This window comes from Streptomyces sp. NPDC005728 (genome assembly GCF_040630895.1).
Lineage (GTDB): Bacteria > Actinomycetota > Actinomycetes > Streptomycetales > Streptomycetaceae > Streptomyces.
Genome location: NZ_JBEXYL010000002.1, coordinates 132,233 through 152,222, shown reverse-complemented (window position 1 = coordinate 152,222; position 19,990 = coordinate 132,233). Strand labels below are relative to the sequence as shown.

Sequence of the window (19,990 nt, the reverse complement as noted above, 5' to 3'; positions counted from 1 at the left end):
GGAGCACTGCCAGTTCTCCGGGCTTAGGCGTGGCTGTACCAGTGTCGCAGATCCAATTGGGTGACCTGCGGGTGTGGCGGACTGCGACTGCCGTCAGTAGGCGTCACCGGTCGTTGCTGATCGGCCTCGGACGGCCCAGGGACGATCACTCGTCGGCTGTCAGCCACTCGTCGAGCCGGACCCTGACCTGGTGGTTGTGGGCGTGCCAGAAGACCTCACCACTGACAGAGGCACCGAGGGCCGGGAGGTCCATCCCCTGCGGCATGGCCGTGATCTCCGCCAGCGCTATGGCGTCCGGCACACCATCCATACCTATGAAGACCCCGAAGGGCTGGCGGCCGATGACCTCTCCGGTGATCCGGGTCCCTACGGGCAGGGCCGCGACGGTTGCCGCCCAGCTCTCCAGCACCGCGTCCGCGGCCGGCGCTCTACGGCCCGTGGGCCACGCGTACTCGTCCATCGCCAGATTCTGACGCCTCGGTCACCGGGGGCTCGGAGGATGCGGGCACACCTCGAGCGGACCGGCCCGGCAGCTCTCTGTCACCCCCGCGACGAGTTGCCGCGGGCCGTCGCCGTCCGCGGGCGTTGCCATCAGCCTTGCCGCCATTGCCGTCGGCGCCTCCTGGTGGCGGACCAACGCTTCAGGAGGTCGGTCCGAGCACCGTCCAGCTGCTGCTGGCGACCGATGCGATGCCCGGACACAGACGCTGGCGTACGCCCCGTACGGCGTCGTCGATGTCAGCAGCGGATGTCAGACATGTGGTCGCGGGGCGGGTGACAGTGCGGTGCGGGCGGCGGAGAGGACCTGCTCGGACAGCGGGGAGTCCTTGGTGGCGCGGGCCAGGAGAAGGGCGCCGAGCATGGTGCACAGCCGGGCGATGCCGTCCTCGTCGTCGGTGGCGAGCCACTGGGTGAAGTCCTGTACCCCTTCCGCGTAGGTGCGGTGCGCCGCGTGGTCGCCACTGTCCCGCGCCATGTCGGTGGCGAGCGCGGCGACGGGGCAGCCCGAGGCGGGGTTGTCCCGGTGTCGGACGGACAAGTACCCGTCGATCAGGGACTGCTGGGCCTCGACACAGTGCCCCTCATGCTCTTCGAGTGTGGCGGCGTGGAACTCGGCCAGTTTGCCGAACGCGTGGGTGACCGCCTCGTCGATCAGAGCCTCCTTGGAGGCGAACTGCTTGTAGAAGCCGCCGTGCGTCAGGCCGGCCGCCTTCATCAGATCCGCGACGCTCACGCCCGTGCCCTGCTCGCGGAACAGCTGCGAGGCCCGCTCCACGACCCGCCGGCGGTTCGCCTGCGCCTGCGCCTGTGAGACGCGACCCATCGGGCACCTCCCTTTTGAATGTCGTACGACATCTATCGTACGGTGCATTTAGATTACTTGCGTCATCTATTCGGGGCGCTCCTCTCCCCTCATCCAAGGGCGCGCCCCCTTCATTGGAGACACTTCATGGCCACTCGCCTCGGCCCGGCCGCCGAAGCCGACCTGACCACCGCCACCTCCTCCTCCGCAACCGCGCCACCGGTCCGCCTCTGGCTCCAGCCGGCCGTGATCGCCCTGGTCGTCGTGGCGGCCTTCGTCGGCTGCTACATCGGTCTGCAGCGCAACCCCCAGCCGCACCGGGTGCCGGTGGCTGTCGCCGGGCAGGAGCTTTCGGGCGAGATACGCCGGGTCCTTGGTGACAGCGTCGATGTCCATCCTGTCGCCGACGCCGCCACGGGGCGCGCTGAGGTGGAGCGCCGCGATGTCGTGGCCGCACTCAGCGGCCGCGCGGACTCCGACCGGTTGCGCCTGGACGTCGGCGGGGCCAACGGGCAGTCGACGACGATGGCCGTCAAGAGCCTGATCGGCGCCTATGCCCACGGATCGGGCCAGCGCCTGACCACGGTGGACGTCGTCCCGTTCGCCCGTTTCGACTCCCGTGGACTGGCCGGGTTCTATATGGCGTTCGGCGTCACGCTGGCCGGCTTCGTCCTTGCCCAGAACGCCCTGGGCCTCGCGAACCATCTGCACCTGCGCCACCGGTTCTGGCTGCTGTCCGGCGTCTCTGTGGCCATCGGCATCGTCGCCACCGTCATCGCCGGACCCATCCTCGGGGCGGTGCCCGCGCCCGTGATGCCGCTGGCCTTCGCCCTGACCCTGCTTGCCGCGGCAGCCACGTTCACCACCAAACTGCTGGGCACGTACCTCGGCCCGGTCGGCGTGCCCGTCGCCACCCTTTTGCTGCTCACGGTCGGCAACTCCACCAGCGGAGCCACCATCGGCCCGGACCTCCTGCCCTCCGCCGCTCGCGCCGTCTCCGCCCTGCTGCCGCCGGGCGCGGCCGTCCGCGCCGTCACCGACCTGAGCTACTTCCACGGCGCGCAGGCGGTGCAGCCATTGGCCACCCTGGCACTGTGGGCGGCGATCGCCGCCCTCCTGGTGGGCCTGCACCCCCGTCGGAGGCGGCGGCGCACGCGGGTGACCACCTGACCCACGGTCAGGGTGAAGGTCGTGCCACAGACGTGCCACTACGGGCTCGCAGGGTCCTGCTCGAACACCGAAGGGCCGGCCCGGGAGAAACCCCTCCTGAGCCGGCCCTCCTCGCTGTGCCCCGGCAGGATTCGAACCTCGAAGTCAGGACCCCCGGGCCGAACGGAGCGGGCGGCGGGAGTCGAACCCGGATAGCCGGTTCGATGGATCGCGTATGCAAATGATCGATGAGCTGGGATCCTGCTGAGCTGGGGTTACGCGACGCTCGACCCGTAGGCCCCCACTGTTCCCCGTTTGCGCTCGTCGCTTACGGCACACGGGTGACATGCCTGCGGCAGGGGCGTACCCTCCGATCGTTCCGATCGTTACAGCGAGCATGCGAAAGATCATCATCACTGCCGCGCTCGCCCTGGCCACCGCGGCCATGGCCGCTCCTGCAAACGCCGACGACGCCAACCTCGGCGGTGGCGTCACCGGTGGAAACCACTGGACCTTCTCGCCGGCAACCTCCTGCCTTTCCGGAGCAGTCGGGGTACCCATCCTGAGTGGCTACCTCCCCGCCGGCCCCACCAACAAGTGCGGAAACGGCGACGTGATCGACCACTTCGGCTTCTAGGCCGAACGGTCCCCTCACCCCAGCTCCCGTCCCGTCCGCCGTCGACCCACACACCACTCGGCTCTGCCTGGGGCGATGGCATACGGGACGGGAGCACCCCGCACATCGTTGTGCGACGGCCCCACCTCAGGCCTCGCCCGCGCACCCTGCTCCGCCCTGCGGACATCGCCCTCGTCGGCGGGTGCCGGAAACCCGCTTGGCCGGGATCCCGGGCCTCCCTAGGCTGGCGGCATGCCTGCCGCCAAGACCTCGTACGTCTGTCTGTCCTGCCGGGTCTCGTACAAGCAGTGCTACGACCCGTGGCGGGAGCGGACCTGTCCGCGCTGTGCGGGCGCGCTGATGTACGCGGGCTCGGCCTTCGCCGCGCCCCGGAGGCGGGACCTGGCCGCGTGGCGGACGCTCACCGTGTTGCTGAACGCGGGCGTCGCTTTCCACAAGAGCTGCTGCGGCGGCCCCGGCTACCGGCCGCGTACCCGGCGCGAGGTGCGCGAGCGGCTGGCGTACGCCCGCCGCACCGGTGAGCCGGCCGAGAGGGCCCTGCGCCGGATCGAACTGCCGTGACGGGTCTGGAAGCGCTCACCCGGCTGGTCCCGCCGCCGGAGCCGCCGGTCGACGGGCACGGGGACTGGGCCGCGGCCGAGGCACGGCTCGGGGTGCGGCTGCCCGCGGACTACAAGCTGCTGGCCGAGACGTACGGCTGGGGCGAGTTCTGCGACTACCTGTATCTGCGCACGCCGTTCGGGACGAGTCCGCACAACGGCCTGGAGCGGTACGACGGCCTGCTGGTGTGGGGCACCACGACGGACGCCGACCGGCTGTGCTGGCGTACCGAGGGGGATCCCGAGGAGTGGCCCGTGGTGGTCGTGGGCCGGGGCACCGGGCGGGAGGAGTGCGCGCCGGGCTCGGCCGCGTTCGTCGAGGAGTGGGTGACGGGGCGGCTGCGGTCCGCCGTCCTGGCCGACATGGAGCCGGAGCTGGCGCCCTGGTTCAACGCCTTCCGGCCCCGGCGGTACCGGTGCCTGCGGCTGTCCGAGGGCTCACGGCCGTACGCCGAGCGGCTGCGGATCCTGCGGGACGTGCTGGCCCCGACCGTGGACCGGGGCTCGTGGCAGTCCGAGGACGGCGAGCACGGCCAGGAGCACTTCGCGACGGCCGGCACGGACTGGCACCTCACCTACGACCGCTCCCACCCGCACCAGATCCGCGTCTCCTTCCCGCCCGGAGACCGCGCAGCGGCACGCGACCGGCTCTTCGCCGCCGTACGCCTCATGGGCTGCACGGTCCTGGAGATCACCACGGCAGAGGGCCTGCCCCTGCCGGACTGGGACGCCGACGACGGCCCGGCGGACTGAGCCGTCCCCTGCCGGGTACGACGACGGGCCCCGCCCTGTACTCAGGACGAGGCCCGAAAGCCGTGGCCGACAAGGCTCACGCGGAGCCGACGAAGACCACCATCAGCAGCCACACCACCGGAGCCGTAGGCAGCAAAGAGTCCAAGCGCTCCATGCTGTGTCCATGTGCCGCTACCGCGGCGCGGCGCCATGGCCTCCCTCAGCCACTCCCGACGAAAATCACCAGAAGAAGCCACACCACCGGAGCCGTAGGCAACAAGGAGTCCAAGCGGTCCATGATGCCGCCGTGGCCGGGGAGCAAGGTGCCCATGTCCTTGATGCCCAGGTCGCGCTTGATCATGGACTCGCCGAGGTCGCCCAGGGTCGCGCTGGCCGCGACCGCGAGGCCCAGCAGCAGGCCCTGCCACCAGGTGCCGTCGTTGATCAGGAACTGCATGCACAGCGCGCCCGCCACCATGGCGAACAGCACCGCGCCGAGCAGGCCCTCACGGGTCTTGCCGGGGCTGATGCGCGGGGCGAGCTTGTGCTTGCCGAAACGCCAGCCGACGGCGTACGCACCGGTGTCGCTGACGACCGTCAGGAGCAGGAAGGCGAGGACCCGCCAGGGACCGTCGTCGGCCGTGAGCATCATCGCGACGAAAGTCGCCAGGAACGGCACGTAGAACGCGGCGAAGACGCCCGCCGTGACGTCCTTCAGATAGCCCTCGGGTGGCTCGGTCATGCGCCAGACCAGGACGGCCAGCGCCGTCAGAGCCATGGCGACCCACGCACCCTCGGCACCCCGCACATAGCCCGCGACCACCATCGCCGCGCCGCCGACCGCGAGCGGCACGAGCGGCGCCTTGATGCCCTTGCGCTCCTGCAGCCTGCTGGTCAGCTCCCACAGGCCCACGACCACGGCGACCGCGACCACACCGACGAACACGGCCTTGACGACGAACAGGGAGGCGATGATCACCACACCGAGTCCCACGCCGACCCCTATGGCCGCGCTCAGGTCACGGCCCGCGCTCTTCTTCTGCGGCGCGGGCGCCGGCTGCGGGGCGTCGGGCATGGGCTCCGGATTCTGCGTCGGACTCTGTGTGAGGTTCATCGTCGGATTCGGCGTCGGACACTGCGGTGAATGCTGCGACGAATACTGCGGTGCGTAGTGCGTCTCGTCTCGGAACAAGGAGCCCAGCCGTGCGGCTCCCCGGTCGTCGTCCTGGTCTCCGCCATACGCGGGTACGTCGGGCACGATGGGCATGGGGCGAGTGTGCTGCGCCTCAGGCGCATCGTACGCGGGACCCGCCGGGGCAGCCCCCTGGACAGGCCCACCCTCGGTGGGCCCCCAGTACCCGGCCTGCCCCGCCGACGGCGGCGCCCCCCAGGAAGAGTCGCTCATCAGACTTCGAGCAGCTCCGCTTCCTTGTGCTTCAGGAGCTCGTCCACCTGTGCGACGTACTTCGCGGTGGTGTCGTCCAGCTCCTTCTCCGCACGGCGGCCCTCGTCCTCGCCGATCTCGCCGTCCTTGATCAGCTTGTCGATGGCGTCCTTGGCCTTGCGGCGCACCGAGCGGATCGAGATCTTGGCGTCCTCGCCCTTGGTCTTGGCGACCTTGATGTAGTCCCGGCGACGCTCCTCGGTCAGCTCGGGGAACACCACCCGGATGATGTTGCCGTCGTTGCTGGGGTTGACGCCCAGGTCGGAGTCGCGGATCGCCTGCTCGATGTTGCGCAGCGCGGTCTTGTCGAACGGGGTCACCACAGCCATGCGCGGCTCCGGCACGGAGAACGAAGCCAGCTGGTTGATCGGCGTCGGCGCACCGTAGTAGTCGGCCACGATCTTGTTGAACATCGCCGGGTGCGCACGGCCGGTGCGGATCGCGGCGAAGTCCTCCTTGGCGACCACGACGGCCTTCTCCATCTTCTCCTCGGCCTCGAGGAGGGTCTCTTCGATCACCACTTGCTCCTGCGTGTCTTGAGTGAGGCCCGGCTGCGGTTCCTCGTCGGGGCGGCGGCCGGCTGCGTCGCGTCTTCTTCCTGCACGGTTCCCGACCGGCAGGACATTGTCCATCCCCCGGCCAGGGTGCGTCCCGTCCGTCCCCCGGACAGGTGTCGTACCCCGGGTGACGGGGGTGTGCCGGTCAGTCCCGGCTGCCCTGGTCACCCACCAGCGTGCCGATCTTCTCACCCTTGACGGCCCGGGCGATATTGCCCTCCGCCAGCAGCTCGAACACGAGGATCGGAAGCTTGTTGTCGCGGCACAGGGTGATGGCGGTGGCGTCGGCGACCTTGAGGTCGCGGGTGATGACCTCGCCGTAGCCGAGGGCGTCGAACTTGACGGCGTCGGGGTTGGTCTTGGGGTCGGAGTCGTAGACCCCGTCCACGCCGTTCTTGCCCATGAGCAGCGCCTCGGCGTCGATCTCCAGGGCGCGCTGGGCGGCGGTGGTGTCGGTGGAGAAGTACGGCATGCCCATGCCGGCGCCGAAGATGACCACGCGGCCCTTCTCCAGGTGGCGCACGGCGCGCAGCGGAATGTACGGCTCGGCGACCTGTCCCATGGTGATGGCGGTCTGCACCCGGCTGTCGATGCCCTCCTTCTCCAGGAAGTCCTGGAGGGCGAGGCAGTTCATCACGGTGCCGAGCATGCCCATGTAGTCGGAGCGGGCGCGGTCCATGCCGCGCTGCTGCAGTTCGGCGCCGCGGAAGAAGTTGCCGCCGCCGATGACGACCGCGACCTCGGCACCGTCCCGGACGACGGCCGCGATCTCGCGGGCGATCTTGTGCACCACGTCCGGGTCCACGCCCAGGCCGCCGCCACCGGAGAAGGCCTCTCCGGACAGCTTCAGCAGAAACCGGCCGTGTACTTTGCCGTCGTCGCTCTTCTGGGCCTTGGTGGTCATGGAGATCCCGCCTCTTTCACGTGTTGCACATACGAAGAAGGCCATTGCCGGTGGGGTCGCTTTTCGCTCCCATGCGCGGCAATGGCCTCCTCGTCAGATCTGCTGCCGTCCGCCACTTGCCTGGATGTGGCGGTGTGCGCGGACGACTGCTGTCGACCCTACCGAGATTTCTCTTCGGGTCGCGCGTCGATCGCGGTACGGACTCAGATGCCGACCTTGATGCGCGAGAAGCGCGTCAGGGTGACACCGGCCTCGTCCAGCACCTTCTGGACCGACTTCTTGTTGTCCAGCGCGTACGGCTGGCCGAGCAGCGTGGCGTCCTTGAAGAAGCCGTTGAGGCGACCCTCGACGATCTTGGCGATCGCGGCCTCGGGCTTGCCCTCGGCGCGGGTGGTCTCCTCGGCGACGCGGCGCTCGGACTCGACGATCTCGGCCGGGACGTCCGCCTGGGAGAGGTACTTCGGCGCGAAGGCGGCGATGTGCTGCGCGATGCCCTTGGCGACCTCGGCGTTCGGCTTGTCCAGCTCGACGAGGACACCGATCTGCGGGGGCAGGTCGGGCATCGTGCGGTGCATGTACGCGGTCACGAAGCCGTCGGAGAACTGCGCGAAGCGGTCCAGGACGATCTTCTCGCCGAGGTTGGCGTTGGCCTCGTCCACGAACGCCTGGACGGTCTTGCCGGCCTCGATCTCGGAGGCGAGCAGCGCCTCGAGGTCGGCCGGGGAGGTCTTGGCGACGTGCTCGGCGATGGTCTTGGCCACGGCCTGGAACTTGTCACCCTTGGCGACGAAGTCCGTCTCGCACTTCAGCTCGACGAGGACGCCGGAGGAGTTGTCGTCGGCGATGATGGAGACCACGGCGCCGTTCTCGGCGGAGCGGCCCTCGCGCTTGGCGACGCCCTTCTGGCCCTTGATGCGCAGCGCCTCGACGGCCTTCTCGACGTTGCCCTCGGCCTCGTCCAGCGCCTTCTTGCAGTCCATCATGCCGGCGCCGGTCAGCTCACGGAGCTTCTTGACGTCGGCGGCGGTGTAGTTCGCCATGAGTCTGTGAGTCTTTCTCGAAGTCTTGGAAGATCGGAGATCAGCACAGTGTGCGGTCAACATGTAGACGCCGATCGCGGACGCCGCGCCGACCTACGCGTGAACAGCGGGGGCGGACTTCATGTCGCCGCCCCCGCCGTCAACGCTGACGTCAGGCCTGCTCGCCCTCGGCGGTCTTCTCGGCCTCGGCGGCCGGAGCAGCCTCAGCGGCCGGAGCCTCGGCCGGAGCAGCCTCAGCGGCCGGGGCCTCGGCCGGAGCAGCCTCGGCGGCCGGAGCAGCCTCAGCCGGAGCGGCCTCGGCGGCCGGAGCCTCGTCCTTCTTCTCACCCTCGAGCAGGTCGCGCTCCCACTCGGCGAGCGGCTCGCCCGCAGCCTTCTCACCCTTGTCACCGGTGGCGACGCGAGAGCGGGAGATGAGGCCCTCGGCGACGGCGTCGGCGATCACACGGGTGAGCAGGGTGACGGAGCGGATCGCGTCGTCGTTGCCCGGGATCTTGTAGTCGACCTCGTCGGGGTCGCAGTTGGTGTCGAGGATGGCGACGACCGGGATGTTGAGCTTCCGGGCCTCGCCGACCGCGATGTGCTCCTTCTTGGTGTCCACGATCCAGACGGCGCTGGGCACCTTCTGCATCTCGCGGATACCACCGAGGGTCTTCTCCAGCTTGGCCTTCTCGCGCGAGAGCACGAGAAGCTCCTTCTTGGTCAGACCGGACGCGGCGACGTCCTCGAAGTCGATCTGCTCGAGCTCCTTGAGGCGCTGCAGACGCTTGTAGACGGTCGAGAAGTTGGTGAGCATGCCGCCCAGCCAGCGCTGGTTGACGTAGGGCATGCCGACGCGGGTGGCCTGCTCGGCGATGGCCTCCTGCGCCTGCTTCTTCGTGCCGACGAACATGACCGTGCCGCCGTGGGCGACGGTCTCCTTGACGAACTCGTAGGCGCGGTCGATGTACGACAGCGACTGGAGCAGGTCGATGATGTAGATGCCGTTGCGCTCGGTGAAGATGAAGCGCTTCATCTTCGGGTTCCAGCGACGGGTCTGGTGACCGAAGTGGACGCCGCTCTCCAGCAGCTCCCGCATCGTGACGACGGCCATGGCCGTATCTCCTTGAATTTCTCGGTTGTGCCGCATCCACCGGACGGCGGATGCGCCTGACGCCCACGACGCGCCGTGCCACGAAGGACCGAGGGGCGCTTGGTACGAACCGACCGTTTCCGGCGGCCGCACCGGGGCGTGCGAAGTCGACCCGGTGACCCGGATCGCCAGAAGAAGTGTACGGGACCGCCGGGGCACCGGGTGACGCCGCCGTCCACAACCGGGGAGTAATCCACAGCTCCCGGCCATGATCGGCGGGGTGCGGGACGGTTTCCGCATGCGACGAGTGATGCGATGCATGGGTGTGTGGGCAGGGTTGTTGCTGGTCTCGGCGGTGGCGGCGCTGGCTCCCCTGGCCTGGGCAGACACCCCGGACCCGGCGTCCCCGCCACCTCCCGAGGGCCGAGTTCCGGCCATCGGCCGCGCGTGGCCGGTGGGCGCCCGGCCGGTGGTGCTACGGGGCTGGGAGCCCCCGGCGACGGTGTACGGCCCGGGGCACCGCGGCGTGGACCTGGGCGCGTCTTCCGGGGCTCCGGTACGCGCGGTGGCGGCCGGCCGCGTGTCCTTCGCGGGCCGGGTGGCGGGACGGGGCGTGGTGTCGGTGGAGCTGACGGGGACGGGTCTGCGGACCACGTACGAGCCGGTGAGTCCGTCGGTGCAGAAGGGGGATGCGGTGGGGGCGGGCGAGGTGGTGGGCACGGTGGAAGCCACGGGGTCGCACTGCCCCGGCACGTGCGTGCACTGGGGCCTGCTCAGAGGCGAGACCTACCTGGACCCCCTGTCCCTGCTGCCACCTTGGCTGCTGCACAGGGGCCCATCGAGACTGCTGCCGGTACTGGGAGTTCCGCTCCCTGCCTAGCTGCGGGCAGTCGTGCCTCCCCCGGTGCCTCAAAGGCCTGGGGGGACCCCCAGGCGGCACGGGTGGGCGATGTTGGTCCCGCCGCTCGAGCGAAGCCAGGAGTGGGGGCACCCCGCGGGCGCGGGCGAGTGACATCAACCCCCGCCTGCCACAGCGCCCCTCAGCCCTTCACACCGCGCAGAGCCATAGCCACAGCAGCGTCCGTAATGGCCGCAGGATCCTCAGCCGCACCCAGCTCGATCCGCCGCACGGCCGCATCCACGACCCCCTGCAGCAGCATCGCCGCCAGCCGAGGCTCCCTGTGCCCCATCGCCCCCAAGGCCTCGACGACCATCGCGACCAGCCCCCCGTGCGCGGCCCGGATCTTCTCCCGTGCCCCCGCATCCAGCTCACTCGCCGAGATCGCCACCACAGCCCGGTGCCGCCGGTCCCCGACCAGCGCCAGCTGCCGGCGCACATACGCCTCGACCTTGCCCTCGGCCGACGACGCCCGCTCCATCGCCGCCGCGACCTCCGCCGCCCACACGGGGAAGTCGACCTCGCACAGCTCTTCGACCACGGCGGCCCGCGAGCGGAAGTACTCGTACACGGACGACCGCGCCAGCCCCGTGCGCTCGGCGAGAGCCGGGAAGGTCAGCGCCTCCGTCCCGCCCTCGGACAGCAGGGACCGAGCCGCGTCCAGCAGGGCGGCTCGCTGCATCGACCGGTGCTCGGCCACGGAGGCCGCTCGAATCCTTGGCACGCCGACCACTTTACGGACACCCCACCCCGGAAGGGAGGACTCAGCGCCCGAAGCTCGCCAGCTTGGCCCGCAGCTGCAGCACCGACTTGGTGTGGATCTGGCTGACCCGGCTCTCGGTCACCCCGAGCACGTTGCCGATCTCGGCGAGGGTGAGCCCCTCGTAGTAGTAGAGCGTGACCACGGTCTTCTCCCGCTCGGGCAGCGTGTTGATCGCCCGTGCCAGGAACCGCCGCAGTTCCCGGTCCTCGGCCACCTCCACCGGATTGTCGGCGGCGGTGTCCTCCAGCGTGTCCATGAGACTGAGCCGGTCCCCGCCCTCGCCGCCGACGTGCAGCAGTTCCTCCAGGGCGACGACGTTGGCCAGCGACAACTGACTGAACACGGCATGGAGCTCGTCGACCTCCATGCCCAGCTCGGTCGCGACCTCCCCTTCCGTCGGCGTCCGCCGCAGCCGCGCCTCCAGGGTGGCGTAGGCCCGCTCGACGTTCCGCGCCTTCTGCCGGACCGACCGGGGGATCCAGTCCAGCGCTCGCAGCTCGTCGATCATCGCGCCCCGGATCCGGGTGATCGCGTACGTCTCGAACTTGATCTCCCGGTCGACGTCGAACTTCTCGATCGCGTCGATCAGCCCGAACACACCCGAGGAGACGAAGTCGGCCTGCTCGACATTGGGCGGCAGACCCACACTCACCCGGCCCGCCACGTATTTGACGAGCGGCGAGTAGTGCAGGATCAGCTGCTCCCTCAGCCGGTCGTCCCCCGTCGCCTTGTACGACCGCCACAGCTCGTCAAGCGTCGAGGGAGCGGGCGGCCGCACGCTGCCACCGTCGCGGGCGGCTGGGGGGATCGCCGCCCGGTCGGACCCGGAGGTGTGCTGGGGCATTCGTCGCCTTGTGCCGTTCTGCCGTGAAGTGCCGTGAAGTGCCGTGTTGCGCTGAGAAGTGGGTGAAGTGGGAGAGCTGGGGAGGGCTGGGCGGTCGTGGGGTGAAGTGGGCCACCTGGGTGAGCTGTCTGTCTGATGTCGAGTTGGCGCGGTCTGCGCCCGGACTTTCGTGAGCGTAGCGTGACTGAGGAGTCGCGGTGTGCGAACAACGAGGCTCCACCCGTGCGCGGGCCCCTTCCGCCGTTCGCACGACCGCGTCGCGCAGCTCGCTCTGCGTGATCGGACCAAGGGGTCAACTCCGGGAAATCCCAAGGGCGTAGGGGGTTCCCCCGGACGGCCGAACACGCTCGGTCAGCATGGACCACGACCGCCCCGCGCCGAGGTCATCGTCTGGCGTGTCAACTTCCAGCCGTCGCCGTGTCGTTCGACGTAACCAAGTGATCGGAGTTCGTACAGTCTCGCGATCGCGTCATCTGGGGTGGTGCGCGCGCCGGACGCGATCTCCTCGGCAGGGGCCGTACGGTTTGCGGGCAGGGCGGCGAGGACGGCCCGGGCAGCCGGTTCCAGCAGGTCGCGCGGGAGCACGGGGCCCCGTCGGGGCGGGGCCAGCTCGCCCATGTCGCCCACGAGTTCGATGACCTCCGCGGCATCCGTGACCAGGACGGCGTCGCCGCGCAGCAGCTCGTGCACGCCGACCGAGAGACCGCTGGTGACGGGCCCGGGCACCCCCATGGTGAATCGTCCTAGGCGCCCTGCCGCCCGCGCGGTGACCAGCGACCCGCTGCGGCAGGCGGCCTCCACGACGACGGTTCCCCTGGTGAGCGCCGCGATCACTCTGTTGCGCAGGATGAACCGGCTCGGCGTGGGATGGTCACCGGGCGGCAGCTCCCCGACCACCAGGCCCTGTTCCGCGATCCTGTTGATCAGTGCGGTGTGGCCGCGGGGGTAGGGCCGGTCGACGCCGCAGGCCAGGACGGCGACCGTGGCACCGCCGGCGGCGAGAGCGCCACGGTGGGCGGCCCCGTCGATCCCGTAGGCACCGCCCGACACGACGACCCAGCCCCGCTCGGCGAGTCCCGAGGCGAGGGTGCCGGCGACATGGGCGCCGTACTCGGTGCAGGCGCGCGCTCCGACGACGGCCACGGAGGTGAGCGCCCACATCCGCAGGCTGGGCCGCCCGCGCACCCACAGCCCCGTGGGCCGGCTGTCCCCGAGGTCGTCGAGCTGGCCCGGCCACTCCGCATCCCCCGGACACACGAACCGCACCCCGGCCGCCCGCGCCACGGCGAGATCCCGCTCCGGCTCCGCCCGCCGGGCGCGCCCCACCAGTCCACCCCACTGCGTCCCGCTCGCCCCCGGCAACGGCTCGCCGCCGTTCCGCAACCGCCGCACCACCTCCCCCACCCCGAACTCCCGCATCCACCGCCCACCGGCTTCGTCCCCGGGTTCGATGACCCGGGCGAGGAAGATCCGGCCCAGGAGTTCCTCGTCCGGATCACCCTCTGCGGTCATGTCAGGGCTCCGATGGCCATGGGCACGCCCCGCGGCACTCCGGTGCGCAGTTGCAGGGCGAGACAGACGTCGGTGGCGTCCGGGCGGTCGTGGCCGACGAGGTCCGCCACCGTCCAGGCGACGCGCAGGACCCGGTCGATCCCGCGGGCCGTGAGCACGCCCCGCTCGAGGTTGCGTTCGGCCTCGTCCATCGCACCGGCGACGGCGTGGAAGCGGCTGCGCAGCTCCCGCCCGGGCACCTCGCTGTTGGTGCGCCAGGGGGTTCCGGCGAGGCGGGCGGCCGTCCGCTGCCTGGCTGCCCGGACCCGGTCGGCGACGGTCGCGGTGGACTCGCCCCGGGCGCCGGGTTCGGTGAGCTGGGCGCGGGTGACCGGGTCGACCTCGACCCGCAGGTCGACCCGGTCCAGCAGCGGACCCGACAGCCGGGCCTGGTAGCGGCGGATGGCCGACGGCGGGCAGTCGCACAGGGAGTCGCGCTGCGAGAAGCGTCCGCAGGGGCAGGGGTTGGCCGCCAGGACCATGAGGAACCTCGCAGGGAACCGGACCACGCCCGCGCTCCGCGCGATCACCACGTGTCCGGACTCCAGGGGCTGCCGCAGGGCATCCAGGGTCTGGCTGTGGAATTCGGGCGCCTCGTCGAGGAACAGCACGCCCCGGTGGGCGAGGGACACGGCACCGGGCCGCGCGACGCCGGGTCCGCCGCCGACGAGGGACTGCATCGTGGCCGAGTGGTGCGGGGCGCAGTAGGGCGCGACGTCGATGAGCGGCTTGCCCGGGGGCAGCAGCCCGGCCACCGAGTGGACCGCGGTGACCTCCAGCGAGTCCTCCCGGGTGAGCCGGGGCAGAACGGCGGGCAGGCGCTCGGCGAGCATGGTCTTGCCCGCGCCCGGCGGGCCTTCGAGGAACAGATGGTGCCCGCCGGCCGCGGCCACCTCCACGGCCGTGCGCGCCGAGGTCTGACCCACGACATCGGCCAGGTCGTGGTCCTGATCGTGCTGTGCGGCACCGAAGCCGCGCATGCCGGTGGCCGCACCCGTGCCCGGCACCCGCAGACCGGCCAGGAGGGGATCCGGGCGTCCCTGATCGCCCGGATCCTCGTCGGGCACGGGCTCGTCGGTGAGCACGGCGATCAGCTGCCGCAGGCTGCGGATGCCGAGCACCGACACGCTGGGTACGAGCGAGGCCTCGGCAGCGGCGCACTCCGGGACGACCACCTGTTCGTAGCCGGCGTCGGCGGCGGCGAGGACCGCGGGCAGGATGCCCCGCACCGGCCGCACCCGGCCGTCCAGTCCCAGCTCTCCGATCATGACGATGTCGGCGAGGACCCGGGGGTCGATCCGCTCGGCGGCACCGAGCACCGCGCAGGCGACGGCCAGGTCGAATCCGGACCCGGCCTTGGGCACGGACGCCGGGCTGAGTCCCACGGTGAGCTTCTTCTGCGGCCATTCGCCGCCCGAGTTCACCACCGCCGCCCGAACCCGGTCCCGGCTCTCCGTCAGGCTCTTGTCCGGCAGCCCCACCAGTGTGAACGCCGCCACCCCGGGTTCCAGGTCCGCCTGGACCTCCACCACCACGCCCTCGACGCCCACCAGCGCCACCGAGCACGTACGGGCGAATCCCATCTCAGGCCACCCCCCGCGCGTGCTCGACCACAGGAGCGCCGCGGTCCGGGAGCAGGACGCCGACCAGGTCGATGCGGACGCCGCCGGGAGGGGCTCCTCCGTGGGTCTGGGTCCAGCGTTCGGCGAGGTCGCGCAGCCGCTCCGCCTTCTCCGGGGTCACCGCGGCCATGGGGTGCTCGTACGACCCGCCCCTGCGGGTCTTCACCTCGCAGACCACCAGGACGTCGCCGTCCCGGGCGACGATGTCGATCTCACCCGTCCTGCCGCAGCGCCAGTTGCGCTCCAGGACGGTCATCCCGGCCCCGGTCAGCCGCCGCGCGGCCAGTTCCTCGCCGTACTTGCCGAGTGCACCTCGTGCGTTCATGTCGGCACCACCTCCGGCGCCAACCGTCACGCATCCCACCCAGAGAAGTGGATCTTGGTGGGCTACTCAGCCGTTGTGGAAAACTCCGTCACCCGCCCGGGAGCTCCAGGTCGCTCTTGTTCAGCTCCTCGATATTCACGTCCTTGAACGTAAGGACACGGACCTGCTTCACGAAACGGGCCGGCCGGTACATGTCCCAGACCCAGGCGTCTGCCATCGACACCTCGAAGAACACCTCACCCTGGACCGAGTGCACCTGCATCTCATAGTCGTTGGTCAGGTAGAAGCGACGCTCGGTCTCGATCACGTATTTGAACAGACCGACGACGTCTCGATACTCCCGGTAGAGCTTCAGCTCCATCTCGGTCTCGTACTTCTCGAGGTCCTCGGCGCTCATGGCATGTTCCCCTTCAGCCGTGCGATCCCACCATTGTGCGCCAGTCCGACGAGCCCTCAGACGATTTCCGTGTCCAGGATCACGGGCCGGGCGGGGGGACCTTCGTCGAGCAGCGTACGCAGCAGCTCGGCGAGTCTGGTCGGATACACCGTCTCATGCGTCCGGGTCAGTTCCTGACACGTCCACCAGCGCGCTCCGGCGACACTGCGCCGCTCCAGCTCCGTCAGGCCCAGGGCCGCGGTGGCCGTCTGGCTCGTACGGGCCAGGTAGTACCACTCGTCCTGGTCCCAGCGGCGGCCCGCGAACGGGAAGGAGCACCGCCGGCGCCACAGCACGGGACCGAGTGCGACGTCGGTGACACCGGTCTCCTCCGCGAGTTCCCTGAGCGCGGCCTCCTCGCGCGTCTCGCTGCCCTCCAGGCCGCCGCCGGGGGTGAACCACCAGTCGTCGGCCGGATCCTCCGGCTCGTGGCCGTGCAGGAGGAGGATGCGGTCCTCGGGGTCGAGAAGGACCACCCGGGCCACCTTGCGCAGGCCGTCCTCGTAGGTGTCCTCGCCCGTCCTCGTGGTCTCAGCGGGCACCGGCCGGCTCCGGGGTGGGACGGGTGCGGGAGCGGCCCAGCCGCTTGGCGATCGGGCCGTACGCACCGCCGCCGAGGACCAGTACGGCGCCGGCGACGATCATCAGCTCGATGGTCCTGAGCGGGCCGGGCTGGGAGAGGGCACCGAGGGTCTCGAAGCCGGTGGGGCGCTTGAGCATGCCCTTCATGGGCCAGACGACGGCGTCGACGCGGGCGGAAACGGCATCGCCGGCCACCGTGCCCTTGGCCGCGTCGGTGAGGTGGGCGGTGGAGTCCAGCGAGCCCTGGCGTTCGTCGCCGAGGAGGAAGAGCCGTCCCTTGGGGACGGTCACGGTCGGGAAGTTCTGGATCTCGGCCAGGCTGCCCGCGGGCAGGTACGGCTCGTCGATCTGCTTGCCGTTGACGGTGAGCTTGCCGTTGGTGCAGCAGGAGACGGTGTCGCCGCCGACGGCGACGACCCGCTTGACCACGTTGGCATTGGTGACCCAGCTCTTGTCGCGGAAGACGACCACGTCACCGCGCCGGACCTCGGTGCCGTCCACGCGCTGGGCCATCACCCGGTCACCGATGCCGATCGTCGGGCTCATCGAGCTGGTGGGCACGGTGTACGGCCGGTAGATCAGCGCTCCCCAGACGAAACCTCCGAGGAACAGCACCAGGCCCAGCGCCATGGCCAGCCCGGACAGCCGGTGCCCGATCCGGCTGCCGCCGGCCTGTGCCGTGCCTGTGCCCGCGCTGCGCGGGGCCGTACGCGTCGTGCTCTCGCCACCCATGGACCCGCACCCTACCCGGCGGTACCGAGCAGGGGCAGCCCCTCTTGCGCGGCCCTGGTCACAGCTTTCCCAGAGCTTCACCGAGGGGCAGGTCCCGACCGGCCGACAGGCTCACCGCTTTCCGGCGGCCGCCTTCGGCTCCGTCCTGGACTCCAGGCGGTCGGCCCGCCTGCGCCGCCACAACGCCACGGGCAGGACCGCCGTCACCGCCACGCCCTCCGGCGCCACCGAGAGGGACGCCGCCGCGGAGGACTTCTGGTCCAGGCCCTGGTCGAAGGTGTCCGGGATCGGCAGGGTGCCCCAGCGGTTGATCGGCCAGGCCTTGACGATGGCGCGGCCGACGACCTTGTCGACGGGGACCATGCCGTGGTTCTTGTCGGACTGGTTGTAGCGGGAGTCCCGGGAGTTCTGGCGGTGGTCACCCATCACCCAGATGAAGCCCTTGGGGACCTTCACCGTGAACTGACCGCCCTGCTCGTCCTGGCTGCACGGCGTGTTGCCGGGGTAGACGTACGGCTCGTTCAGCGCCTTGCCGTTGACCAGCAGCGGGCCGGTGCCCTTGCACTGGACCGTGTCGCCGCCCACTCCGATGACCCGCTTGATCAGGTCCTTCTCCTCAGCGGACGGCATCAGGCCGATCCAGCTGAGCACCTTCTGCACCGCGTTCGGGTTGGGTGCGGGCTCGCCCGCCAGCCAGTTGTCCGGGTCGTGGAAGACGACGACCTCACCGCGCTCGGGCTCGGAGCCGAACCACGGGGTGAGCTTGTCGACCAGGACGCGGTCACCCTGCTGGAGGGTGTTCTGCATCGAGTCGGACGGAATCGAGAACGCCTGCACCAGGAACGTCTTGATCAGCAACGCCAGGACCAGCGCGATGACGACCAGGATCGGCAGTTCTTTCCAGAAGGAGCGGGGCTTCTTCGGCGGGCGCGCCGCCTCGTCCGTGCCCACGCTCCCGGTCGAGGGCTGCTGACCCTCCGGCGTGCCGTCGTCGGACGCCGAGAAGCCGGAAGCCCCAGGGGTCACGGCGTCGTCCGGAGCCGGGGCGTTCCCTTCCACGGGGTGCCCGCGGTGCTCCTCGCCGTCGTGTCCCGACCGTGCGCCAACCGCCACATCCCCCACGCCAACTCCTTACTCTGCGCCGCCGCCTGCCCCATCCAAGGTGCAGGCCCACCACTCCCATAACGAGCGGGAGTTCCGCAGGGGTCGGGAGTTGGGTCAATGCGTTCGGATCGTCGGAGGCAACCCTATGCGACAGCCGAGGGGCGGCGGTCGACCCCGACACGGAGTTCGCAACGCTTGCGAAGGTTTTAGGTTCGTCGAGGCTGGTCCAGTGGCCGATGGGCCAGCCGATGACCATGGCCCGGCCGACCACCGAGTCCTCGGAGACCGTGCCGCCGTAGGAGGTGTTCTGGTGGGCGCGGGAGTCCGCCGAGTTGTCCCGGTGGTCGCCCATCACCCAGAGCCGGCCCTGGGGCACGGTGATGTCGAAGGGTGTGGAGGAGGGGGAGTTGCCCGGGTAGAGGTAGTCCCCTTCGGTCAGCGGCACTCCGTTGACGGTGACCCGGCCCTGCGCGTCACAGCACTTGACGTGGTCACCTCCAACCCCGATCACCCGCTTGATCAGGTCCTTCTCGTTGTCGGAGGGCAGCAGGCCGATGAAGGTGAGGCCTTCCTTGAACTGCTTGACGACGAGGGGGTCGTGCTTCTTGGCCGTCTGCTCGTCGGCGAGCCAGCCGCCCGGGTCGTGGAAGACGACGACGTCCCCGCGCTGCGGCTTTGAGCCGAACCACGGGGTGAACTTGTCGACCAGGACGCGGTCGCCGATCCGGATCGTCTGCTCCATGGAGCCCGAGGGGATCACGAACGCCTGGACGAGGAACGTCTTCAGGACCAGCGCTATGAGGACGGCGACGCCCACCAGAAGGGGAATCTCCCGAACGGCCGAGCGCCTGCGCTTGCGCTTCACCTTGCGCTGGAGCTTGCGTCGCTCCGCGCGCGTGCGGCCGCCGCCCGGCGCGGAGGTGCGGCGGGCCCCGGTGGGCAGCAGGTTGTCGGCGGGTGTGCTGGGCACGCCGCGCGGCTTGCCGCGGTTACCCATGTGCGCCCTCCGGGGCGGGCACGGGCGCGTACGCGGCGGGACGGTGCAGGTGCTCGAAACGGGCGTACGGCCAGATGATCCAGTCGGCCCGGCCGATGACCTCGCCGACGGGGATCATGCCGCCGCCCGGCGAGCCGAGGTGGTCGCGGGAGTCGCTGGAGTCGCTGCGGTGGTCCCCGAGGACGAACAGGCGGCCCGCGGGCACGACGACGTCGAAGGGGACGGTGGACGGGGTGTCCCCGGGATAGAGGAACGCCGTCTCGTCGACCGGCCGGCCGTTCACCTCGAGCCTCCCCTCCTTGTCGCAGCAGACCACATGGTCTCCCCCCACCCCTACAACGCGTTTGATGTAGTCGGCGTCCCCGAAATACCCGGTCCCGTCGAAGACAACCACGTCGCCGCGGCTCGGCTGGGCACCGAAACGGTACGCCAACTTATTTACGAGGACGCGGTCGCCGATCCTCAATCGCTGCTCCATGGATCCGCTGGGAATCTGGAACGGCTGCGTCACGAAGGTGTTGAGGAGCAGCAAAAACACCAGGCAGACGAAGAGGGTGAGGGTGATCCGGCCGCCGGGCAGCCAGTCGGTGATCCGCGACACCAACGCGAAACGCGACCGGCCCTCCCGCCCCGGAGTACCGGGGTGGGAGGAGCGGTCGCGTTCCGTCGGCTGTGCTTCGGTGTCCATCGGAGCCAGAT

22 protein-coding genes and 1 pseudogene are annotated in these 19,990 nt (G+C 70.3%); 5 read left to right on the top strand and 18 right to left on the bottom strand.

Annotated elements, in window-relative coordinates:
- Positions 1 to 145: 145 nt before the first annotated feature.
- Together ABZ471_RS02470 and ABZ471_RS02465 are read right to left on the bottom strand one after the other, a co-directional pair.
- The gene (locus tag ABZ471_RS02470; protein ID WP_359061530.1) at positions 146 to 460 is read right to left on the bottom strand and encodes a hypothetical protein; all 315 of its coding nucleotides are present in this window, start codon (positions 458 to 460) and stop codon (positions 146 to 148) included.
- A 291-nt stretch (positions 461 to 751) separates the two neighbouring features.
- Positions 752 to 1,324 carry a TetR/AcrR family transcriptional regulator gene (locus ABZ471_RS02465; RefSeq protein ID WP_359061528.1) on the bottom strand — a complete coding sequence of 191 codons (573 nt, stop codon included), beginning with the start codon at positions 1,322 to 1,324 and terminating at the stop codon, positions 752 to 754.
- A 126-nt stretch (positions 1,325 to 1,450) separates the two neighbouring features.
- Between ABZ471_RS02465 and ABZ471_RS02460 the strand changes: the two genes are divergently transcribed.
- The 4 genes from ABZ471_RS02460 to ABZ471_RS02445 all read left to right on the top strand — a co-directional run bounded on the left by ABZ471_RS02460 (position 1,451) and on the right by ABZ471_RS02445 (position 4,441).
- Entirely contained in the window at positions 1,451 to 2,473 is a 1,023-nt protein-coding gene (locus ABZ471_RS02460) for a hypothetical protein (RefSeq protein ID WP_359061526.1), read from the top strand.
- 376 nt (positions 2,474 to 2,849) lie between these two features.
- Positions 2,850 to 3,089 carry a hypothetical protein gene (locus tag ABZ471_RS02455; RefSeq protein ID WP_359061524.1) on the top strand — a complete coding sequence of 80 codons (240 nt, stop codon included), beginning with the start codon at positions 2,850 to 2,852 and terminating at the stop codon, positions 3,087 to 3,089.
- 231 nt (positions 3,090 to 3,320) lie between these two features.
- Positions 3,321 to 3,650, top strand: a complete 330-nt coding sequence (locus ABZ471_RS02450; RefSeq protein ID WP_359061522.1) for a deoxyxylulose-5-phosphate synthase — start codon at positions 3,321 to 3,323, stop codon at positions 3,648 to 3,650.
- Positions 3,647 to 4,441: an SMI1/KNR4 family protein gene (locus ABZ471_RS02445; protein ID WP_359061520.1), complete on the top strand. Its 795-nt coding sequence runs from the start codon at positions 3,647 to 3,649 to the stop codon at positions 4,439 to 4,441. The genes ABZ471_RS02450 and ABZ471_RS02445 overlap by 4 nt, the downstream gene beginning before the upstream one ends.
- A 199-nt stretch (positions 4,442 to 4,640) precedes the next feature.
- Here ABZ471_RS02445 and ABZ471_RS02440 read toward each other — a convergent pair whose 3' ends face one another.
- The 5 genes from ABZ471_RS02440 to rpsB form a co-directional block, all read right to left on the bottom strand.
- A complete protein-coding gene (locus tag ABZ471_RS02440; protein ID WP_359061518.1) occupies positions 4,641 to 5,825 on the bottom strand; it encodes a phosphatidate cytidylyltransferase in 1,185 nt (394 codons plus the stop codon).
- On the bottom strand, positions 5,825 to 6,382 hold the full coding sequence (frr, locus tag ABZ471_RS02435; RefSeq protein ID WP_359061516.1) for a ribosome recycling factor: 558 nt from the start codon (positions 6,380 to 6,382) through the stop codon (positions 5,825 to 5,827). Before frr ends, ABZ471_RS02440 begins: the two co-directional genes overlap by 1 nt.
- 184 nt (positions 6,383 to 6,566) lie before the next feature.
- Positions 6,567 to 7,325, bottom strand: coding sequence for a UMP kinase (gene pyrH, locus ABZ471_RS02430; RefSeq protein ID WP_359061514.1), 759 nt, complete (start codon positions 7,323 to 7,325; stop codon positions 6,567 to 6,569).
- Between the two features lie 203 nt (positions 7,326 to 7,528).
- Positions 7,529 to 8,365, bottom strand: coding sequence for a translation elongation factor Ts (gene tsf / locus ABZ471_RS02425; RefSeq protein WP_359061512.1), 837 nt, complete (start codon positions 8,363 to 8,365; stop codon positions 7,529 to 7,531).
- Positions 8,366 to 8,516: 151 nt separating this feature from the next.
- Positions 8,517 to 9,458, bottom strand: a complete 942-nt coding sequence (gene rpsB, locus ABZ471_RS02420; protein WP_359061510.1) for a 30S ribosomal protein S2 — start codon at positions 9,456 to 9,458, stop codon at positions 8,517 to 8,519.
- Between the two features lie 298 nt (positions 9,459 to 9,756).
- Here rpsB and ABZ471_RS02415 point away from each other — a divergent pair, with 298 nt between their 5' ends.
- Positions 9,757 to 10,317: a M23 family metallopeptidase gene (locus ABZ471_RS02415; RefSeq protein ID WP_359061508.1), complete on the top strand. Its 561-nt coding sequence runs from the start codon at positions 9,757 to 9,759 to the stop codon at positions 10,315 to 10,317.
- 160 nt (positions 10,318 to 10,477) lie between these two features.
- Here the strand turns inward: ABZ471_RS02415 and ABZ471_RS02410 are convergent, their stop codons facing one another.
- The 11 genes and pseudogenes from ABZ471_RS02410 to lepB (ABZ471_RS02360) form a co-directional block, all read right to left on the bottom strand.
- The gene (locus ABZ471_RS02410; protein WP_359061798.1) at positions 10,478 to 11,035 is read right to left on the bottom strand and encodes a helix-turn-helix domain-containing protein; all 558 of its coding nucleotides are present in this window, start codon (positions 11,033 to 11,035) and stop codon (positions 10,478 to 10,480) included.
- A gap of 64 nt (positions 11,036 to 11,099) precedes the next feature.
- Positions 11,100 to 11,942, bottom strand: coding sequence for an RNA polymerase sigma factor WhiG (gene whiG / locus ABZ471_RS02405; protein WP_359061506.1), 843 nt, complete (start codon positions 11,940 to 11,942; stop codon positions 11,100 to 11,102).
- A gap of 351 nt (positions 11,943 to 12,293) precedes the next feature.
- Positions 12,294 to 13,454 (bottom strand): DNA-processing protein DprA, encoded by a 1,161-nt coding sequence (gene dprA / locus ABZ471_RS02400; protein ID WP_359061504.1) that lies wholly within the window; start codon positions 13,452 to 13,454, stop codon positions 12,294 to 12,296.
- Positions 13,451 to 15,076 (bottom strand): YifB family Mg chelatase-like AAA ATPase, encoded by a 1,626-nt coding sequence (locus tag ABZ471_RS02395; protein ID WP_359061502.1) that lies wholly within the window; start codon positions 15,074 to 15,076, stop codon positions 13,451 to 13,453. The genes dprA and ABZ471_RS02395 overlap by 4 nt, the downstream gene beginning before the upstream one ends.
- A gap of 1 nt (position 15,077) precedes the next feature.
- Positions 15,078 to 15,440, bottom strand: coding sequence for a YraN family protein (locus tag ABZ471_RS02390; protein WP_359061500.1), 363 nt, complete (start codon positions 15,438 to 15,440; stop codon positions 15,078 to 15,080).
- Between the two features lie 88 nt (positions 15,441 to 15,528).
- Complete coding sequence (locus ABZ471_RS02385) at positions 15,529 to 15,837, bottom strand: DUF2469 domain-containing protein (protein ID WP_003965949.1); 309 nt, start codon at positions 15,835 to 15,837, stop codon at positions 15,529 to 15,531.
- A gap of 56 nt (positions 15,838 to 15,893) precedes the next feature.
- Entirely contained in the window at positions 15,894 to 16,418 is a 525-nt protein-coding gene (locus tag ABZ471_RS02380; RefSeq protein WP_359061498.1) for an NUDIX hydrolase, read from the bottom strand.
- Positions 16,408 to 17,190 carry a signal peptidase I gene (gene lepB, locus ABZ471_RS02375; protein ID WP_359061496.1) on the bottom strand — a complete coding sequence of 261 codons (783 nt, stop codon included), beginning with the start codon at positions 17,188 to 17,190 and terminating at the stop codon, positions 16,408 to 16,410. Before lepB (ABZ471_RS02375) ends, ABZ471_RS02380 begins: the two co-directional genes overlap by 11 nt.
- A gap of 111 nt (positions 17,191 to 17,301) precedes the next feature.
- Entirely contained in the window at positions 17,302 to 18,312 is a 1,011-nt protein-coding gene (gene lepB, locus ABZ471_RS02370; protein ID WP_359061494.1) for a signal peptidase I, read from the bottom strand.
- Positions 18,212 to 19,291: pseudogene (gene lepB / locus ABZ471_RS02365) on the bottom strand (signal peptidase I); the annotation flags it as partial. The gene lepB (ABZ471_RS02370) and the pseudogene lepB (ABZ471_RS02365), both read right to left, overlap by 101 nt.
- Positions 19,284 to 19,979, bottom strand: coding sequence for a signal peptidase I (lepB, locus tag ABZ471_RS02360; protein ID WP_359061492.1), 696 nt, complete (start codon positions 19,977 to 19,979; stop codon positions 19,284 to 19,286). The gene lepB (ABZ471_RS02360) and the pseudogene lepB (ABZ471_RS02365), both read right to left, overlap by 8 nt.
- Positions 19,980 to 19,990 lie beyond the last annotated feature (11 nt).

Bases quoted from the DNA above. Each gene is read 5' to 3' on its own strand.
- ABZ471_RS02470 (WP_359061530.1), bottom strand. From the start codon at position 460: ATGGACGAGTACGCGTGGCCCACGGGCCGTAGAGCGCCGGCCGCGGAC.
- ABZ471_RS02465 (WP_359061528.1), bottom strand. From the start codon at position 1,324: ATGGGTCGCGTCTCACAGGCGCAGGCGCAGGCGAACCGCCGGCGGGTC.
- ABZ471_RS02460 (WP_359061526.1), top strand. From the start codon at position 1,451: ATGGCCACTCGCCTCGGCCCGGCCGCCGAAGCCGACCTGACCACCGCC.
- ABZ471_RS02455 (WP_359061524.1), top strand. From the start codon at position 2,850: ATGCGAAAGATCATCATCACTGCCGCGCTCGCCCTGGCCACCGCGGCC.
- ABZ471_RS02450 (WP_359061522.1), top strand. From the start codon at position 3,321: ATGCCTGCCGCCAAGACCTCGTACGTCTGTCTGTCCTGCCGGGTCTCG.
- ABZ471_RS02440 (WP_359061518.1), bottom strand. From the start codon at position 5,825: ATGAGCGACTCTTCCTGGGGGGCGCCGCCGTCGGCGGGGCAGGCCGGG.
- pyrH (WP_359061514.1), bottom strand. From the start codon at position 7,325: ATGACCACCAAGGCCCAGAAGAGCGACGACGGCAAAGTACACGGCCGG.
- tsf (WP_359061512.1), bottom strand. From the start codon at position 8,365: ATGGCGAACTACACCGCCGCCGACGTCAAGAAGCTCCGTGAGCTGACC.
- rpsB (WP_359061510.1), bottom strand. From the start codon at position 9,458: ATGGCCGTCGTCACGATGCGGGAGCTGCTGGAGAGCGGCGTCCACTTC.
- ABZ471_RS02415 (WP_359061508.1), top strand. From the start codon at position 9,757: ATGGGTGTGTGGGCAGGGTTGTTGCTGGTCTCGGCGGTGGCGGCGCTG.
- whiG (WP_359061506.1), bottom strand. From the start codon at position 11,942: ATGCCCCAGCACACCTCCGGGTCCGACCGGGCGGCGATCCCCCCAGCC.
- dprA (WP_359061504.1), bottom strand. From the start codon at position 13,454: ATGACCGCAGAGGGTGATCCGGACGAGGAACTCCTGGGCCGGATCTTC.
- ABZ471_RS02395 (WP_359061502.1), bottom strand. From the start codon at position 15,076: ATGGGATTCGCCCGTACGTGCTCGGTGGCGCTGGTGGGCGTCGAGGGC.
- ABZ471_RS02390 (WP_359061500.1), bottom strand. From the start codon at position 15,440: ATGAACGCACGAGGTGCACTCGGCAAGTACGGCGAGGAACTGGCCGCG.
- ABZ471_RS02385 (WP_003965949.1), bottom strand. From the start codon at position 15,837: ATGAGCGCCGAGGACCTCGAGAAGTACGAGACCGAGATGGAGCTGAAG.
- lepB (WP_359061496.1), bottom strand. From the start codon at position 17,190: ATGGGTGGCGAGAGCACGACGCGTACGGCCCCGCGCAGCGCGGGCACA.
- lepB (WP_359061492.1), bottom strand. From the start codon at position 19,979: ATGGACACCGAAGCACAGCCGACGGAACGCGACCGCTCCTCCCACCCC.